General features: G+C 62.1%; 16 protein-coding genes. 13 read left to right on the plus strand and 3 right to left on the minus strand.

All coding sequences use genetic code 11. The features are described 5' to 3' along the window. Positions 1 to 27 precede the first annotated feature (27 nt). The 7 genes from AC27VO_RS06775 to AC27VO_RS06805 all read left to right on the plus strand — a co-directional run bounded on the left by AC27VO_RS06775 (position 28) and on the right by AC27VO_RS06805 (position 8,080). The gene (locus AC27VO_RS06775; protein WP_488665947.1) at positions 28 to 789 is read left to right on the plus strand and encodes a tyrosine-protein phosphatase; all 762 of its coding nucleotides are present in this window, start codon (positions 28 to 30) and stop codon (positions 787 to 789) included. 168 nt (positions 790 to 957) lie between these two features. Then, positions 958 to 1,530 carry a DUF1439 domain-containing protein gene (locus AC27VO_RS06780; protein ID WP_488665948.1) on the plus strand — a complete coding sequence of 191 codons (573 nt, stop codon included), beginning with the start codon at positions 958 to 960 and terminating at the stop codon, positions 1,528 to 1,530. Between the two features lie 142 nt (positions 1,531 to 1,672). Continuing rightward, on the plus strand, positions 1,673 to 2,383 hold the full coding sequence (locus AC27VO_RS06785) for a glutathione S-transferase N-terminal domain-containing protein (protein WP_488665949.1): 711 nt from the start codon (positions 1,673 to 1,675) through the stop codon (positions 2,381 to 2,383). A 185-nt stretch (positions 2,384 to 2,568) separates the two neighbouring features. Then, positions 2,569 to 3,606, plus strand: a complete 1,038-nt coding sequence (locus AC27VO_RS06790; RefSeq protein ID WP_488665950.1) for a pirin family protein — start codon at positions 2,569 to 2,571, stop codon at positions 3,604 to 3,606. A gap of 111 nt (positions 3,607 to 3,717) precedes the next feature. Beyond that, positions 3,718 to 4,203 (plus strand): FKBP-type peptidyl-prolyl cis-trans isomerase, encoded by a 486-nt coding sequence (locus tag AC27VO_RS06795; protein ID WP_488665951.1) that lies wholly within the window; start codon positions 3,718 to 3,720, stop codon positions 4,201 to 4,203. 424 nt (positions 4,204 to 4,627) lie between these two features. Then, a complete protein-coding gene (locus AC27VO_RS06800) occupies positions 4,628 to 6,805 on the plus strand; it encodes a TonB-dependent receptor (RefSeq protein WP_488665998.1) in 2,178 nt (725 codons plus the stop codon). Positions 6,806 to 6,817: 12 nt separating this feature from the next. Next, positions 6,818 to 8,080: a PepSY-associated TM helix domain-containing protein gene (locus AC27VO_RS06805; protein ID WP_488665952.1), complete on the plus strand. Its 1,263-nt coding sequence runs from the start codon at positions 6,818 to 6,820 to the stop codon at positions 8,078 to 8,080. A 16-nt stretch (positions 8,081 to 8,096) separates the two neighbouring features. On the opposite strand, the gene AC27VO_RS06810 is transcribed toward AC27VO_RS06805, so the two are convergent. Next, positions 8,097 to 8,975: a gamma-glutamyl-gamma-aminobutyrate hydrolase family protein gene (locus AC27VO_RS06810; RefSeq protein ID WP_488665953.1), complete on the minus strand. Its 879-nt coding sequence runs from the start codon at positions 8,973 to 8,975 to the stop codon at positions 8,097 to 8,099. A gap of 400 nt (positions 8,976 to 9,375) precedes the next feature. On the opposite strand from AC27VO_RS06810, the gene AC27VO_RS06815 reads away from it, so the two are divergent. Next, positions 9,376 to 9,747, plus strand: a complete 372-nt coding sequence (locus AC27VO_RS06815; protein ID WP_488665954.1) for an HPF/RaiA family ribosome-associated protein — start codon at positions 9,376 to 9,378, stop codon at positions 9,745 to 9,747. Positions 9,748 to 9,956: 209 nt separating this feature from the next. Further along, a complete protein-coding gene (locus AC27VO_RS06820; protein WP_488665955.1) occupies positions 9,957 to 10,214 on the plus strand; it encodes a hypothetical protein in 258 nt (85 codons plus the stop codon). A gap of 119 nt (positions 10,215 to 10,333) precedes the next feature. Here the strand turns inward: AC27VO_RS06820 and gap are convergent, their stop codons facing one another. Next, on the minus strand, positions 10,334 to 11,332 hold the full coding sequence (gene gap, locus AC27VO_RS06825) for a type I glyceraldehyde-3-phosphate dehydrogenase (RefSeq protein ID WP_488665956.1): 999 nt from the start codon (positions 11,330 to 11,332) through the stop codon (positions 10,334 to 10,336). A 97-nt stretch (positions 11,333 to 11,429) separates the two neighbouring features. Continuing rightward, positions 11,430 to 13,472 (minus strand): transketolase, encoded by a 2,043-nt coding sequence (tkt, locus tag AC27VO_RS06830; protein WP_488665957.1) that lies wholly within the window; start codon positions 13,470 to 13,472, stop codon positions 11,430 to 11,432. Between the two features lie 150 nt (positions 13,473 to 13,622). Here tkt and AC27VO_RS06835 point away from each other — a divergent pair, with 150 nt between their 5' ends. The 4 genes from AC27VO_RS06835 (at position 13,623) to pyk (ending at position 18,209) form a co-directional block, all read left to right on the plus strand. Then, positions 13,623 to 14,390, plus strand: coding sequence for a nucleotidyltransferase family protein (locus tag AC27VO_RS06835; RefSeq protein ID WP_488665958.1), 768 nt, complete (start codon positions 13,623 to 13,625; stop codon positions 14,388 to 14,390). A 150-nt stretch (positions 14,391 to 14,540) separates the two neighbouring features. Further along, positions 14,541 to 15,287: a TSUP family transporter gene (locus tag AC27VO_RS06840; RefSeq protein ID WP_488665959.1), complete on the plus strand. Its 747-nt coding sequence runs from the start codon at positions 14,541 to 14,543 to the stop codon at positions 15,285 to 15,287. 74 nt (positions 15,288 to 15,361) lie between these two features. Beyond that, entirely contained in the window at positions 15,362 to 16,741 is a 1,380-nt protein-coding gene (locus AC27VO_RS06845; RefSeq protein ID WP_488665960.1) for an aminopeptidase P N-terminal domain-containing protein, read from the plus strand. A gap of 34 nt (positions 16,742 to 16,775) precedes the next feature. Next, positions 16,776 to 18,209 carry a pyruvate kinase gene (gene pyk / locus AC27VO_RS06850; RefSeq protein ID WP_488665999.1) on the plus strand — a complete coding sequence of 478 codons (1,434 nt, stop codon included), beginning with the start codon at positions 16,776 to 16,778 and terminating at the stop codon, positions 18,207 to 18,209. Positions 18,210 to 18,340: the final 131 nt, after the last annotated feature.

Consider the following 18,340-nt stretch of genomic DNA (forward strand, 5'->3'; position numbering starts at 1 on the left):
CCCCTGACCGATTGGAGAGTGCATTCAATGACCAGCCCTGTTCCCGCCCGCCACATCGCCTTGCCAGGCACCACCAACTTCCGCGATCTGGGCGGCTATGTCGGCCACGAGGGGCGTACCGTGCGCTGGCGCGTGCTGTTTCGTTCCGACCACCTGGCCGATCTGACCCCGGAAGGCCTGCAAGGGCTGCAATCACTGGGCGTGCGCCGCAGCGCAGACTTTCGTGGCGTGCAAGAGCGCAGCACGGACGCCTATGACTGGGAAGGCCTGCAGATGCATGCGCTGACCGTCGAGCCCACGGTGGTGCAAAAAGCCTTTGCCCTGATCCATGCGGGCGGCAGTCTGTCGGTGGCCGACAGCGTGGGCCTGATGCAAGACACCTACCGCAGCTTTGTGCGCCAGAACGCGGCGCAGTTTGCACAGCTGTTTCGCTTGCTGCTGGAAGAAGATGCACCCACGGTCTTTCACTGCACGGCGGGCAAGGACCGTACCGGCTGGGCCGCAGCCCTGATTCTGGAAGCGCTGGGTGTGGCACGCAGCGATATCGCGCAGGACTATCTGCTCACCAACCAGTTCTACCAGCGCCCAGCTGCCATGGCGGCGCGGGCGGCGCAGACGGTGCCGCAGGAAATCCTGCATGTGCTGTGGCGCGTGCAGCCCGCCTTTCTGGATAGCGCCTACGAGATGGTGGAGCGCGAGCACGGCGGTATGGCGGCTTATCTGCGCGACGTCATGGGCTTGGACGCCGCTGCCCAGCAGGCGCTGCGCGCGCGCTACCTGCAGGGCTGAAATACTGCGATCGCAGCGTTGGCATCGCCTGCGTTGCCGCAGCACGCTTTGCGCTAAACTGCTTAAATTGAGAGCAATCTACGCTGATTACATCAGCGTTTGTGACATTTTTAAGCATATATAGCCCAAGCTGCCCCGGCGGCTGAAGCAGCACCTAAAGCCAGAGCCATGTTTCGCCGTCGTTTCCTTCTTGCTGTCGCTGCAGCCAGCACCATGTGGATCAGCGCCTGTTCCCAGGCGGTACCCACCAAAATCAGTGTGACCCAGGCGCAGCTGGAGCAGGGCCTGCAGGCCCACTTCCCCAAGCAGTTGCCGATTGCAGGCTTGCTGCAGATCGATATGCAGCAGCCCCAGCTGCAACTGCTGCCCGTGAGCAACCAGCTGCAAACCTCCTTGGTGGTGCAACTGTCTGGCCCGGCGCTGCGCCAGAGCTTCCAAGGGCAGATGCAAGTGCGTTTTGGCCTGTACTACGAACCGCGTGACCGCAGCGTGCGTGCCCAGCGCGTCGAGGTGCTGTCGCTGCAGCTGCAGGACGCCAACCCCGCCATGGCCGATATGGTGCAAACCTACGGCCTGCGCCTGGCGCAGCAGGCCTTGCAGGGCTTCCCGCTGTACACGGTGAAGGCCGAAGAGCTGGAGCTGGCAGACAGCCTGGGCTTGCAGCCCGGCGCCATCACGGTGACCAGCGAGGGGCTGGATGTGGCGATCGAGCCCAAGCCCGTGGCCAATACCAAACCCTGACCCTGGCAGGGAGCAGGCTGGCGGTGTGCAGTCGCTTGCGCAGCGCCGCTGGTGTGGCGCAGGCAAGCTCGCTAACATCGGACGATCTTTTCAACAAGACGTCGTAGCGCCTGCGCTGCGGCATGGGCAGGAGTGAACCACCATGCAGCAATTCCCCGACCACCCGATCACCCGCAAATGGCCCGCCCAGTTTCCGGACTGGCTGCAGCTGTACTCTTTGCCCACACCCAATGGCATCAAGGTGTCGGTGATGCTGGAAGAGGTGGGGCTGCCGTATGAAGCCCACCGGGTGGACATTCATGCCAATGAGCAGTTCTCGCCCGAGTTTCTGGCGCTCAATCCGAACAACAAGATTCCGGCCATTCTGGATCCGCATGGCCCCAGCGGCCACCCGCTGGCGTTGTTTGAATCTGGCGCCATCCTCATCTATCTGGCAGAGAAAACAGGCCAGCTGCTGCCTCTGGATGCCTTGCAGCGCTATGAAACCCTGCAATGGCTGATGTGGCAAATGGGCGGTGCCGGACCGATGTTTGGGCAGGTGGGGTTTTTCCACCGCTATGGCGGCAAGGATTTTGAAGACAAGCGCCCGCTGCAGCGCTATGTGAACGAGTCCAAACGGCTGCTGGGCGTGCTGGACCAGCGGCTGCAGGGGCGGGAATGGATCATGGGCAGCGATTACACGATTGCCGATATCGCCGTGCTGCCCTGGGTGCGCTGCCTGCATGTCAACTACGAGGCCGGTGCGCTGCTGGGCCTGGAAGAGTTTCAGAACGTGCAGCGTGTGCTGGCCGCGTGGTTGCAGCGGCCTGCGGTACAGCGCGGATTGGGTATGCCGCCAGCGCCAAATTCCTGATAATTCCTACATCGTTCTACTCTTGGAACGAACTGTTGCGTGCGCAGGGGCTTGGTAGGGTAGCGCCCAGCCCTTATCTTTAAGGCATCGCAACGCGGCTTGCCGTTCACCCACAGGGGGTGGGCGCGGTCGCATTTCAGAGCGCATGCGGTGCCACGTCACCGCGTCACCTCTAGGAGAGGCACATGTCTGCATCCCCCATCATCCAATCCTTGCCTTTGGGCGCACGCTGGCCCTGTATTGACCCGTTCCTGTTCTGTGCCCACCACAACGACGCGTACCCTGCCGGAGACGGCAGCCTGGGCGTGCAGGCGGTAGAGCTGGAAGATCGCACCATGGGCAGTGACTTCAGTGGCAAAGACGGCTTCAACATGTACCACGGTGACCACGTGCCCGGTTTCCCCGGCCACCCCCATCGCGGCTTTGAAACCGTGACCCTGGTGCGCAAGGGCCTGATCGACCATGCGGACTCGTTGGGTGCTGCCGCGCGCTTTGGCGGCGGTGACGTGCAGTGGGTGACGGCGGGCGAAGGCATCATGCACAGCGAGATGTTTCCGCTGCTCAACACCGACCAGCCCAATCCACTGGAGCTGTTCCAGATCTGGCTCAACCTGCCTGCCAGCCACAAGATGGTCAAGCCCCACTTCACCATGCTGTGGAACGAGCGCATTCCGCGCCTGCACCACAGCGATGCAGCGGGCAAAAAGACCACGGTGACCGTGATTGCCGGTGCATTGGCTGGCGCTGATGCACCCCTGTCGCCCCCACCGGAGTCCTGGGCCTCGCAAGAGGGTGCTGATCTGGCCATCTGGACCATCAGCCTGGAGCCAGGTGCGCGCTGGACCCTGCCTGCAGCCGTGGGCGCGGACACTCGCCGCATGCTGTACTGGTTTGTGGGCCGTCGTCTGGAGGTGGAAGGCCAGGCCCTGAGCGAACACGCTGCCCTGCAAGTAGAAGCGGGCCGTGCGCTGGAGCTGGTCAACACGGGCGATACCACGGCCGAATTGGTTTTGCTGCAAGGCACACCCATCCGTGAGCAAGTGGCGCAGTACGGTCCTTTTGTGATGAATACGCAAGAGGAAATCATGCAGGCCATGACGGACTTCCGCCGAACCCAGTTCGGTGGCTGGCCCTGGGACTGCAATGCCCCGGTGCATGGCAGCGAACCCCGGCGCTTTGCTCGCCATCCCGGTCAGACCGAGGATGAGGTGCCCAGCGCCTAAGACAGGGCACGCAGGCCTTAACCATCCTTTGCAGCAACCGCAGAGGATGGTGGACAATGCAGCGCATCGACCCCATGGCGGCCTGGCCGCCATTTTTTTGTGTAGACATCCATGAACATCACCAAAGACACTGCCGTTACGCTGAACTACAAGATCCACGAAGTCCTGAACGGCGGTATTGCCGGCAGCCTGCTGGACAAGGGCGATGTGGCCTATCTGCATGGCGGCTACGACAACATCTTCACCAAGGTAGAAGCCGCGCTGGACGGCCTGGCAGTGGGTGAGACGCTGACGGTGGACCTGAGCATGGACGAGGCGTTTGGCCCCCATGACCCCAGCCTGCAGCGCACCATCCCCAAGGGCGAGTTCCCGGCTGGCGTGAAGGTCGGTGGCCAGCTGCGCGGCACCAACGACCAGGGCCTGCCCCAGATCTACAACGTGGTGAAGATCAAAGGCCCCGTGGTGCAGCTGGACGGCAACCACCCCCTGGCTGGCAAGGCACTGCGCTTTAGCTGCAAGGTGACGGAAGTGCGTGCTGCTTCGGAAGAAGAAATCGCCCACCGCCACGTGCATGGCGGCCACGGTCACCACCATTGATCACCTGGGGCAGGCTGCGGCCTGGCCGGTGCACTCACACCACCGCCTTCGGGCGGTTTTTTTGTGTCTATATGAGTAAAAAGATAGCTGCAAGCGCTTGTGAAATCTATATTTCAAAGCGATAAGTTCTATTTATTCTGATCTGAAAAGCGCTGTTAGCTATGGATAACAGAGTGCCCGAAGGCATCTCCCTATCCTTTGGACTGTTGTTTGGTCGACACAGCCAATGGGCGCAGGTCCGCTGCGTGGCTCCGCTCGGAGAGGGAGTTTTAATCCTGTAAGTCAGTGCACGCATTCAATACGTTGCTATGAATTACTGATCCTTTTGGCGGTTGTGCGATGGATGGCGTGGCAACCCTGGCGGGGTTCGCCCAGAGTTTTCATAAAATAAATGAAAACGATTCCCAACAACATTCGCAACATCATGAATCCGACTGCATACCCTCTGCGCCCCTTGGCGGCCGCGCTCTCGCTCTGTGCGATGGGCACAGCGACCTGGGCACAGACCGAAGCCCCTGAAATGGCCACTGTCACTGTCGAGGCCAGTGCGGATGCTTCGGCGGAAGGCTTGTCCAAACCCTATGCCGGTGGGCAAGTGGCGCGTGGTGGCCGGGCTGGGATTCTGGGTACACGCGACAACATGGAAACGCCGTTCGCTATTACCAGCTACACCAACGAGCTGATTCAGAACCAGCAGGCGCGCAGCGTGGCCGATGTGCTGCAAAACGATCCGGCCGTGCGTGTCGCGCGTGGCTTTGGTAACTTTCAAGAGTCGTACTTCATGCGCGGCTTTTTGCTCAGCTCGGATGACATTGCCTACAACGGACTGTATGGGCTGATGCCTCGCCAATACACGTCGGCCGAGCTGTTTGAGCGCGTGGAGGTACTGCGCGGTGCGAATGCGTTCCTCAGCGGTGCAACCCCTTCGGGCGGCGGTATTGGCGGCAACATCAACCTGTTGCCCAAGCGCGCCCCGAATGAGCCACTGAACCGCGTGACTGTGGGCGCCGCCAGTGGTGGTCAGCCCTATGTGGCGGCCGATATTGCGCGTCGTTTTGGCCCCGACGAGAGCGCTGGCATCCGCATCAATATGGCGCACCGCAAGGGCGACACGGCCATCGATGGCGAGCGCGTGGGCCTGAATGTGGCATTGCTGGGCCTGGATTGGCGCAGCAGCCGTGCCCGCCTGTCGGCTGATGTGGGCTATCAGAACTACAAACTCAATGGCACGCGCCCCAGTGTCACGTTGGGAGGTGTCAGCGCGGTGCCTACGGCACCCGAAAACACGACCAACTATGCCCAGCCCTGGACGCATTCCTATGAGCGCGACATCTACAGCACGGTGCGCGGGGAATACGATTTCAGCGACAACGTCACGGGCTGGCTGGCCGCTGGTGCGCGCCAAGGTCACGAGGACAACCTCTTGGCCGGTGTGACGGTCAGCGATAGCAGCACCGGCGATGCCAGCACCTATCGCTTTGACAATCGCCGCCAGGAGACCACCAAGACAGCAGAACTGGGACTGCGCAGCAAGTTCATCACAGGCAGGGTAGGCCACAACGTGGTCGCTGCGCTCTCGTACTACGGAAAGCAAGAGAAAAACGCCGTGGCGATGGATTTTTTGAACCCGCTGCCTACCAATATCTACAACCCCACCTCCCACGGTTTGCCGGCTTTGAGCGGTATGGCCTGGGTTGGAGGTGATTTGTCTCAACCCGGTAAATTCAACACCGTGCGTATGACCAGCTTGGCGCTGGGCGACACGCTGTCCATGCTGGACGAGCAATTGCAGCTGACGCTGGGCTTGCGCCACCAACAGCTGTCGAACACCGACTATGCCTACAGCGATGTGAAGAGTGGAACGCCGTATGAAGAAAGTCGTACCAGCCCGGTGGCAGGCGTGCTCTTCAAGCTGCGCCCTAGTGTGTCTTTGTATGCCAATTACATCGAAGGCCTTTCGCGGGGCGAGAACATTGTCGGCACCTTTGCCAATGCCGGCTCTTCATTACCCCCCTATGTCTCCAAGCAAAAAGAAGTCGGCGTGAAGTACGACGGTGGTCGCATCGGTGGCGCATTGGCTTTCTTCTCCACCGACAAGCCCGGCAAGCTGGTGGTCAACAACTATGTGACCGCGAATGGTGAAGACCGCCATCAGGGTCTGGAGTTGTCGGCCTATGGCGAGCTAACCAAGGGACTGCGCCTGCTGGGCGGATTGACGCTGCTGGATGCCAAGCAGAAAAACACCGGCAGTGCGGCCACCGACGGCAAGCGTGTGATTGGCGTACCGAAACAGCAAGCGAATCTGGGCATGGAATGGGATGTACCGCAGGCGCATGGCCTGACTTTGGACGCACGTGCAGTTATGACGGGTTCCAGCTACGCCGACGGCGCCAATACGCTGCGCGTGGCGGGCTGGACGCGCCTGGACTTGGGCGTGCGCTACCTGACCGAAGTGCAAGGCAAGCTGCTGACGCTGCGCGCCCGCGTGGACAACGTGGCAGACCGCAACTACTGGAGTTCGGTGGGCGGTTATCCAGGCAATGGCTACCTCGTGCTGGGCGCGCCGCGCACCTTCACACTGAGCGCCAGCATGGACTTCTGAAAGTAGCGTTGCATGCGTGATTTTTGGACGGAGGTGCACCGCTGGGTGGGGCTGACAGTGGCCCTGTTCCTGATCGTGGCCGGGGCCACGGGGGCCGTGATTTCGTGGGACCACGAGATCGATGAATGGCTGAATGCCGACATCATGGAAACCCCAGGGCGCGGGCAGTTGCAAGACCCCGTAGCGCTGGCTGCGGTCGTGGCGGCGGCCGACCCGCGTACCGAGGTGTCCTATATCACGCTGGGTTTGGAAGAGGGGCACGCTGCCTCTTTTTTGGTGCGCCCGCGCCAGAATCCGGCCACGGGTCAGCCGTTTGCGCTGGACTACAACAATGTGTTTGTCGACCCGGTCACGGCGCAGATCACGGGCCGCCGGGACTCCCAAAGCCTTGCACTGAGCACGCGCAACCTGATGCCCTGGTTGCGCCATCTGCACGAAAGCCTGCACATGCCCGCGTTCTGGGGTTCGGACCGCTGGGGCTTTTGGTTGATGGGCGGCGTAGCGTTGATGTGGCTCATCGACAGCTTTGTGGCGCTGTACCTGACGCTGCCGCGCCGTGTGGCGTCCCGTAGAGGCACGCAGCGGGTGGCGGTGCCCTTGCGATCTTGGTGGCAGCGCTGGAAACCTTCTTGGCTGCTGCGCTGGCGCGCAGGCGGCTACAAGCTGAACTTTGACCTGCACCGTGCGGGCGGGTTATGGGTGTGGGTCATCATCATCGTGGTGTCGTTTACCTCGTTCTCGCTGAATCTGTACCGGGAGGTTTTCTACCCGGTGATGTCGCAGATATCGACTACCACGCCCGGCCCCTATGAAACCATCGAGCCCGCCCCTTGGGGCAGTTTCATCGTGCCCAAAATCTCGTTTGCACAAGCGATCGATATTGCTCGCACTGAAGGCCAACGGCTGAGCTTTGAACACCCGCCCGGCGGTATTTGGTACGGGGGGGATTTCCCGTTCTACAACATCTCGTTTTTTGACCCCAAAGATGAGATGGGGGCCATGGGCATGGGTCTGTCCAATATCTATGTGAGCGCCGAAGATGGTGCCGTGCTGGGCACTCACCGACCATGGCATGGCACGGCGGCCGATGTGTTTGTGCAGCTTCAACTGCCGCTGCATTCGGGCCGTATTCTGGGCATGACCGGGCGCATTCTGATGTCGCTGATGGGCGTGATGGTGGTCATGCTGTCAGTGACAGGCATTGTGATCTGGGAGCGCAAGCGCCGTGCGCGCAAGGCGATCCCACGGCAAGTACGAAAACCCGAGGCGCATTAATCCAGACCGGCCCTTGCTACTGCCTGCGCAGCAAGGCGCGGCGCAGCACGCGCGCGGCGCGGTCGCGGATCTGGAAGGGGCTGTGGCTGTCTGCCGGGCGCAGCTTGGCGCGCTCGCAGGCGGACAGAAAGTCGTGCAGCAGCACGCTGCTGTCAATGATGGGGCTGTCCGGGTTGCTGAATTCGGGGTGCCACTGCGTGGCAGCGATGTAGCTTTTTCCCGGTGCATGGCGGTAAATGGCCTCGGGAATGTGGTCGGGCACGCTCCAGGCCTCCACCGCAAATTCCGGCGCCACGCCCTTGATGCCCTGGTGGTGGATGCTGTTGACCCGTGCCATATAGGTGTTGGGGTACAGCTGCGCCAGGCGCGAGCCTTTGACAATGTGGATGTCGTGCTGGTGCTTGTCGTAGGTGAGGGCGTTGCGGTGCATCTGGGCGCCGGGCACCTGGGTCAGCAGGTCTTGGTAGAGCGTGCCGCCAAAGGCCACGTTGATCAGTTGCAGCCCCCGGCACACACCAAAAATGGGCTTGCCTGCCTGGCTGAAGGCTTCCACCACCGCCAGGTCGTACAGATCGCGGACACGGTCACCCAGCCACTCGGGGCGCAGTGGCTCCTCGCCATAGCTGCCGGGCCACACGTCCGCGCCGCCGTGCATCACCACGCCGTCCAGCCATTCGGCGTAATGCGCCAGCGTCACATCGCCTTTGGCGGTCTCACCCATGGGGCAGGGCACCATCACCACCATGGCGCCGCTGGACATGATCCAGTGCGCAATGGATTGCTCCACGTACTGCAGGGTCTTGCCCGTGAATAGCGGACGCCCGGGGTCGGCGTGCGAGAAGCAGGCCGAGAGGCCGATCTTGAGGCGGTGCTTGACGGGTAGTGATGGCGACATAGGCAGCAAAGAGAGGGCGCAAGGGCCTCTCTTTGTAACGGTAGTTGCCGCCGGTGTCACGTAGGACAGCGGCGGGCTGGTCTTTCTGTGCGCCGGCAAAGCGGGTGTGTAGTGCGCAGTTACCCAGCCTTGCTGGCGCTGAGGAGCCGATGGTCTTCGCATGTGTCTGCTACACCCCTTGGCCCTCCGGCTTTACCCCTCTGCTGGTCGCCTGGGGGCGTGCCAGGGCGAGGCTTGATATGCATCAATAGCCTGCGCTGTGTAAGGGTTGTCTGGCTGTTTTTTGTGGCCCGCTGGGGCATCATGGAATCGACGCAGGGCACAAGAGGCCAGCCCCCGCCGCAAGGGTGGAGGCGTTTGGCGGCGCTGCGGAGCACCTTAGGCAACAAGGAGTACGCTGATGCAAGTTCAAGTCCATACTGACGCAACCATCCAGGGTGGTGATTCGCTGGAAACATGGGCCCATGAAGAGATCAACACCAAGTTGGCTCGCCTCAAAGAGTATGTGGTGCGGGTGGAAGTCTTTTTGACCGGGGTCGACGCGCTCAAGGCGACGGGCGGGCCTGGCAAAAAGTGTGTGCTGGAAACCCGTGCCAATGGCCGGCCCCCCATTGCCGTGAACGCTGAGGCGGAAAAGGTGCGCGATGCCTTCAGCGCTGCACTCGAAAAACTGCGTCGCGCGGTAGAGGCGGATCTGGACAAATTGCGCGATAAAAATGGCCGCGAAAGCGTGCGCGGTGTGGATGATGCCGCCACGGGCACGGCCGGCTAAACCGCTGGGCCGCAGGTCACACACCAGCCATGGCCTGACGGACATGGCTTTTTTTATGGGCATGCGGCTTCGCAAGGTCAGGTGGATACATCTCGATGCATCTTGGGTGACCTGAGTGACTTGGCTGACAGACAACGGTGTCCCGCCTTGGTTACATTCTTGCGTTGATCATGGCGTTCAAGCCATGTCGCAACAACAAGGAGGACTGCATGACGACACAACATACCCCCGCTACCAGCACCAAGTTGCCCGAGCACTTCAAGGCGCGCATAGTGGGCAAGGTGCAGCACCGCGTGGGCGATGGTCCCACGGCAGATATCCCTGTCGGTCTGGAGGTGCAGGTGGATGTGGCGCTGGCCAGCATGGTGGTCTCCTGGGTGAGTGAAGGACAGCCCGTGACCGTGACCGTCGCGCGCGAGGAATTCCTGTTTTACGTGGACGAAGGCTCGATCCAGATTCTGGCCTGAGCGCTTTGCGTGCCTTGCGGCAACAAAAAAGCCAAGTCGTTGTGACTTGGCTTTTTTTATAGCTGCTAGCGCTTACAGGGTAAGCGCTAGAGTCGTATTTGGCTTGTAATCAGTAAAGATTACTTGGCCACCACGCGCACCATTTCCAGGCACTTGTTGGAGTAGCCCCACTCGTTGTCGTACCAGGACACGACCTTCACGAAAGTCTTGTCCAGGGCGATACCGGCTTCGGCGTCGAACACGGAGGTGCAGGTTTCACCGCGGAAGTCGGTGGCCACCACCTTGTCTTCGGTGTAACCCAGCACGCCCTTCAGCGCGCCTTGGGACTGGGCCTTCATTTCGGCGCAGATTTCTTCGTACGAAGCTTCGCTGTTCAGCTCCACGGTCAGGTCAACCACGGACACGTCGGACGTAGGCACGCGGAAGGACATGCCGGTCAGCTTCTTGTTCAGCTCAGGAATCACCACGCCCACGGCCTTGGCAGCGCCAGTGCTGGAAGGAATGATGTTTTCCAGAATGCCGCGGCCGCCGCGCCAGTCTTTGTTCGAAGGGCCGTCCACAGTCTTTTGTGTGGCGGTAGCAGCGTGCACAGTGGTCATCAGGCCGCGCTTGATGCCCCACTTGTCGTTCAGCACCTTGGCCACGGGAGCCAGGCAGTTGGTGGTGCACGAAGCGTTGGAGATCACGTCCTGACCCGCATAGGTCTTGTCGTTCACGCCGAACACAAACATGGGGGTCGCATCCTTGGAAGGGGCCGACATGATGACCTTCTTGGCGCCAGCAGCGATGTGCTTGCGGGCGGTTTCGTCGGTCAGGAACAGGCCTGTGGACTCGATCACGACTTCGGCGCCGACTTCGTTCCACTTCAGGGCAGCAGGGTCACGCTCTTGGGTCAGGCGGATCTTCTTGCCGTTCACCACCAGGGTGTTGCCTTCGACGGACACTTCACCGTCAAAGCGGCCGTGCACGCTGTCGTACTTCAGCATGTAGGCCAGGTAATCAGGCTCGAGCAGATCGTTGATGCCAACGATTTCGATGTCGGAGAAGTTTTGCACGGCGGAACGCAGCACGTTGCGGCCAATGCGGCCGAAGCCGTTGATACCTACCTTGATAGTCATAGTTGCCTCTTGCTATGGATAGTGGAGATAAAGAAAACCGGGGAACTCAGTGAACAACACCCGCCAGCGCTACAGGGCGGTGGCGGGTGATGTGGGCTTACTTGTTGCGCTGGATGGCTTCCACCACGGTGGCGGTCACGTTCTCAGCGGTAAAGCCAAAATGCTTGAACAGCACGGGGGCTGGCGCCGATTCGCCGTAGGTGTCGATACCGACCACGGCAGCACAGCCGTACTTCCACCAGAAGTCGGTCACGCCCATTTCAACGGCGATGCGGGGTGTGCCAGCGGGCAGCACCGAGGTCTTGTATGCCACGTCTTGCTTGTCGAAGGTGGTGGTGCTGGGCATGGAGACCACGCGCACGCCAATCTTCTGCTCGGCCAGCATTTTCTGTGCAGCCAGGGCCAGTTGCACTTCAGAGCCGGTGGCGATGATCACGGCCTGGGCCTTGCCCTTCAGACCCACGTCCTTGGGTTCGCTCAGCACGTAAGCGCCGCAGGCGATGTTGTCCAGCGCATCTTCCGACTTGGGCGAGTAAGCCAGGTTCTGGCGGCTCAGCAGCAGGGCGGTAGGCTTGTTCTTCTGGCTCAGGGCCACAGTCCATGCCACGGCGGTTTCGGTGGTGTCAGCGGGGCGCCAGACGTCCAGACCAGGGATCAGGCGCAGCGACGCTGCGTGTTCGATCGACTGGTGGGTGGGGCCGTCTTCACCCAGGCCGATGGAGTCGTGCGTGAACACGTGGATCACACGTTGCTTCATCAGCGCAGCCATGCGGATGGCGTTGCGGCTGTAGTCCGAGAAGGTCATGAACGTGCCGCCGTAGGGGATGTAGCCGCCGTGCAGCGCCACACCGTTCATGATGGCGGCCATACCGAACTCACGCACACCGTAGTTGATGTGACGGCCGATCTTGCCTTCTTCGGTCTTGACCACGGCACCCTTGTCGTCCACACGGAAAGCAGGGGTGGACTTGGTGTTGGTCAGGTTCGAGCCGGTCAGGTCAGCAGAGCCGCCCAGCAGTTCAGGCAAAGCAGCAGTCAGGCCTTCCAGGGCCAGCTGGCTGGCCTTGCGGCTGGCCACGGTGGCGGCAGTGTCGTGCGCGTCCGAAGCGATCTTTGCAGCGGTTTCCAGGAAGTTGGCTGGCAGGTCACCGGCCATGCGGCGGGTGAAGGCAGCGGCTTGCTCGGGGAATGCCTTGGTGTAGGCGGCAAACTTCTTGTTCCAGGCGGCTTCCAGCTGGGCGCCGGCATCCTTGCAGTTCCAGTCTGCGTAGACTTCCGCGGGGATTTCGAACGGTGCAGCGGTCCAGCCCAGTTCGGCGCGGGTCAGTGCAATTTCGTCGGCACCGAGTGGCTCGCCGTGGGCCTTGGAGGTGTTGGCGCGGTTGGGCGATCCCTTGCCGATGCTGGTCTTGCAGCAGATCAGCGTTGGCTTGATCTTGCTCTTCTTGGCCTTGGCGATGGCAGCGTCCACGGCGTCCACGTTGTGGCCGTCGACGGCGCGAATCACGTTCCAGCCGTAGGCTTCAAAGCGGGCGGGGGTGTCGTCGCCGAACCAGGGGGTCACTTGGCCGTCGATGGAGATGCCGTTGTCGTCCCACAGGGCGATCAGCTTGTTGAGCTTCCAGGCACCAGCCAGTGCAGCGGCTTCGTGCGAGATGCCTTCCATCAGGCAGCCGTCACCCATGAACACGAAGGTGTGGTGGTCGACGATGGCGTGCTTGGGCTGGTTGAACTCAGCGGCCAGCAGCTTTTCAGCCAGCGCAAAGCCCACGGCATTGGTGATGCCCTGACCCAGAGGGCCGGTGGTGGTTTCCACACCGGGGGTCACGCCCACTTCGGGGTGGCCGGCGGTCTTGCTGTGCAGCTGGCGGAAGTTCTTCAGCTCTTCCATGGGCAGGTCGTAACCGCTCAGGTGCAGCAGCGCGTAAATCAGCATGGAGCCGTGGCCGTTCGACAAGATGAAGCGGTCGCGGTTGGCCCAGTGAGGGTTCGCAGGGTTGTGCTGCAGGTGGCGGCTCCACAGCGCCACGGCCATGTCGGCCATGCCCATGGGGGCACCGGGGTGGCCGGAGTTAGCTTGTTGCACTGCGTCCATCGCCAGCGCGCGGATTGCGTTGGCCATCATTGGGGTGTTTGCCATGGGAAGGAGATTCCGGAGGGATTGATTCAAAAGATGGCGGGATTTTACCGATGTGCACCAAGCCCGGTTTCCATGCGATTACATAGCCCCCTGTATCGCCTACAGTGTGGGTTGCAGCGCGTGCCTGAACGCGTTAAGAAATTCCCTGAAATGACCTATGTAAATCTTCCCGCCATGGTGCTGGCTGCGGGGCGCGGCGAACGCATGCGCCCGTTGACCGATACCACCCCCAAACCCTTGCTGGCTGTGCAGGGTCGCGCCTTGCTGGACTGGCACATGGCCGCGCTGCAGCGCGATGGTGTGCGCGATGTGGTGGTCAACACCGCCTGGCTGGGCGCGCAAATTCCCGCGCATCTGGATGCCGTTTGGCCCCAGCAAGGTCTGCGCTTGCAGTACTCGCATGAGCAGGCAGATTTTGGCCATGCCCTGGAAACCGCCGGCGGCATTGCGCGCGCAGTGCCGCAGCTGGGTGCGGCGTTCTGGCTGGCTGCTGGCGATGTGTTTGCACCGGACTTTGTGTTCGATGCCGCCGCCGCGCAGGCATTTGCGCAGTCGGACGATCTGACCCACATCTGGATGGTGCCCAACCCAGCGCACCACCCCGGGGGCGACTTTGGTCTGGTGGAAAGCACGCCGGGCAGCGGCACAGGCCGCGCGGTGAATCTGCCGCCCGCCGATGTGGCGCGTGATCTGCGCCCGCGCTTTACCTACAGCACCATCGCGCTGCTCAAGGCGGAACTGCTGCGCGCACCGTGGTGTGACATTGCGGCGGGTAACCCCGAGGGTGTTGCAGCACCTTTGGCGGCACTGCTGCGCCAGGCCATGGATGCGGGGCGCTGCGGTGCCACGCTCTACACCGGGCGCTGGACGGATGTGGGCACGCCCGAGCGGCTGGCTGCGTTGAACGGTGCAGCCTAAAGCCCTGCATAAACATAGCGGCTAGCGCTCGTAAATACTTGTTTTCAGGTGCTTTTGTATTTGAAAGCAATGCATATAAAGCGCTAGCAGCTCTTCTTTTTAACTTTATTCAATCGCTGCAGGGCTTTGCGCACCTGCGGCGCAGCAAGCATGGCGTGGTGGGAATACGCGCAGTTGTTTGTGGTGGTGGCCTTGGCATCGATGTGCCAGAACCTCACAGGCTTTGCGTTTGGTTTGATTTTTGTGGGCGTGGCCGGGGCTTTGCAGCTGTTGCCCATTGCCGATGCCGCCAATGTGGCGTGCCTGTTGTCGCTGGTGAATGGCGCGGTCTATCTGCGCAGCCACCCGTTTACGCCGCGCTGGGATGTGATCAAGCCGCTGGCTGTCACCAGCTTGCTGGGCACGCTGCTGGGGCTGGCGCTGCTGCACTGGCTCAGCGGCAGTGCGCTGGGCATGCTACGCATGGTGCTGGGGGCTGCCATTGTGGTGTGCGCCGTGGTGTTGCTGCTGCAAAAAGCGCAGCGTGCCACGCCATCGTCCTGGCCCGCCACTTGGCTGGCTGGGAGCTTGGCGGGGGTGCTGGGCGGGCTGTTTTCCACCTCCGGCCCGCCCCTGGTCTACCACCTGTACCGCCAGCCGCTGTCGGTGCTGGTGGTGCGGCAAAGTCTGCTGGCGCTGTTCTTGATGGGTAATGTGCTGCGTCTGGGCGTGGTCATGGCCATGGGGGAGCTGGCGTGGTCGTCCGTGCTGGTCAGCGCCGTGGCGCTGCCCGTGGTGGCGGCGGTGACCTGGTTTTTCGCCAAACACCCGCCACCGTTGCCGCAGCGGGCCCTGCAGTGGCTGGTGTGCGCACTGCTGATGCTGGCGGGGGGGAGCCTGCTGGCCTCGGCCTTGTAGCGCGGTGCGCAAGAAGTACGGACAAGCCCTGCCCTGACGCGCGAACGTCACCAGAGCGCAGTACCATCTGCTGCATGACTTCTGTTTACGCACAACGCCGCGCCCGTCTGGCTGCCCAACTGGGCGATGGCGGCATCGCCCTCATTCCGACGGCACCCGAGCGTGGCCGCAACCGCGACAACAGCTATCTGTACCGCCACGACAGCTATTTTTACTACCTCACCGGGTTTACCGAGCCCAACGCCTGCCTGGTCCTGAAGGCCGATGGCAGCAGCACTTTGTTCTGCCAGCCCAAGGACTTGGAGCGCGAGATTTGGGACGGCTACCGCCTGGGGCCAGATGCCGCAGTGGCCACCCTGAGGGTGAGTGAAGCCCTGTCCATTGCCGAGATCGGCACCCGTGTGCCCCGTCTGCTGGAAAACCAGGCCACCGTTTGGTGGCCGTTTGCCACACACGAAGGCCTGGCTGCCCGTGTGGAAGGCTGGCTTAGCAGCGTGCGCGCCCGTACCCGTGCGGGAGCGCTGTGCCCCGCCAGCCAAGGCGATGTCTGCACGCTGCTGGACGATATGCGCCTGGTCAAAGACGCGCATGAGTTGGCCATCATGCGCCGTGCCGGTCAAATCAGCGCCCGTGCCCACATCCGTGCCATGCAGCGCTCAGCCCGCATGCTGCGCGCTGGTGAAGATTGCCGCGAATACCACCTGGATGCGGAGCTGCTGCACGAATTCCGCCAAGGCGGTGCCGAGGGCGTGGCCTATGACTCCATCGTTGCCGCAGGCCCCAACGCCTGCGTGCTGCACTACCGCGCTGACAAAGCGCCGGTGCGCCATGGCGACTTGGTGCTGATTGATGCCGGTTGTGAGCTGGAAGGCTATGCCAGCGACATCACCCGCACCTTCCCTGCCAACGGCAGCTTCACCGGCCCCCAGCGCGCGCTGTATGAGCTGGTGCTGGAAAGCCAGAAGGCCGCCATCGCCGCCACCAAGCCCGGCAACCGTTTCAATGACCCACATGACGCGACGGTGGCCGTGCTGGCGCAGGGCATGCTGGATGTGGGGCTGCTGGACAAGTCCAAATACGGCAACGCCCAGGACGTGATCGCCCAGCGTGCTTACTTCCAGTTCTACATGCACCGCACCGGCCACTGGCTGGGCATGGACGTGCACGACTGCGGCAGCTATGTGGAGATGAGCGAAGTGGACGCCAGCAGTGCACGCCAAGATGCGCTGTCGGGCGAAACCATCACCCGCCCCAGCCGCATCCTGCGCCCGGGCATGGTGACCACGATTGAGCCCGGCATCTATGTGCGCCCCGCGCCCGGAGTGCCTGAGCAGTTCCACCACATCGGTATTCGCATCGAAGACGATGCGGTGGTGACTGAAAGTGGCTGTGAGCTGATTACCCGTGATGTGCCCGTTGAGGCCGATGCCATTGAAGCGCTGATGCGCGCCTGAAACACCGACTGAGAGCCCCATGAGCCTGCAAGACCTGTATATCCGCCGTGCCACCAAGATCGTGGCAACCCTGGGCCCCGCATCGAGCGATGTGGCACTGCTGGCCAAAATGATTGCCACGGGCGTGAACGTGGTACGCCTGAACTTCAGCCACGGCACAGCGCAAGACCATATCGACCGTGCCCAGGCCGTGCGCGAAGCCGCCGTCCTGGCAGGCCGCGAAGTGGCCATCATGGCCGACCTGCAAGGCCCCAAGATTCGCGTCGGCAAGTTTGCCGAAGGCAAGGTCATGCTGGTGGAAGGGGCGTCTTTCGTGCTGGATGCCAGCCGTACCGAACTGGGTGACCTGCAGGGCGTGGGCCTGGACTACAAGGAGCTGCCTCGCGATGTGCGCGCCGGCGATGTGCTGCTGCTCAATGACGGTCTGATTGTGCTGACCGTGGAGCGCGTGCTGGGCGCCGCCGTGCACACCACGGTGACGATTGGTGGCGAGCTGTCCAACAACAAGGGCATCAACAAGCAAGGTGGCGGACTGACGGCGCCGGCGCTGACGGCCAAGGACATGGAAGACATCAAGACGGCCATGGCCTTGGGTGCCGACTATGTGGCGGTGAGCTTTCCCAAAAATGCCACCGACATGGAAATGGCGCGCCAGCTGTGCACTGTGGCCAGCACGGGCAGCCATCGCCCCGGTCTGATCGCCAAGATTGAGCGCGCCGAAGCCATACCTTTGCTGGAAGAAATTCTGCGCGTCTCGGACGGCATCATGGTGGCGCGCGGGGATCTGGCGGTCGAGGTCGGCAACGCCGCCGTGCCTGCGCTGCAAAAGAAAATGATCCGCATGGCGCGCGAGATGGACAAAGTGGTCATCACTGCCACCCAGATGATGGAGAGCATGATCACCAACCCCGTGCCTACGCGTGCTGAGGTGAGCGATGTGGCCAATGCCGTGCTGGACGGCACCGATGCGGTCATGCTGAGTGCCGAAACCGCTGCGGGCCGCTACCCCCTGGAGACCGTGCGCGAGATGGCCAAGATCTGCGCTGCTGCAGAAGCGGCCGAAGACCGCCGTCAGGACGCACAGTTTGGCGATCGTGAATTCACCCGCATTGACCAGGCGATTGCGCTGGGAGCCTTGTTTACGGCCCACAAATTGGGCGCCAAGGCCATTGTGGCCATGACCGAAAGCGGCTCGACCGCACTGTGGATGAGCCGCCACCGCATCCATACGCCGATTTATGCGCTGACCCCCAATATCAGCACCCAGCGCAAGATGGCGCTGTACCGCAATGTGCGCCCCCTGCTCATGGACACCAGCGCGGAGCGCGACACCGCCCTGGGCCAGGCAGAAAGCCATTTGCGCATGCGTGGCATTGTGCAGACGGGGGATGTGTACGCCATCACCTGTGGCGAGCCCATGGGGCAGCCTGGAGGCTCCAACATGCTGCAGATCTGCCGCGTGCAGTAAGCCCGCCGCCCCGCAGGCTGTCAATTTGCCCGGAATGCTGCCGTGTGTGGCGTGGTGCGGGATGGACCTTTTGTATCAAGGCGATTGTCCGAGGCCATCGCCAGATGGGGGATGGGCGGTTAAAATTGGCA

This window comes from Comamonas sp. 14P8.1.4, assembly GCF_057799285.1.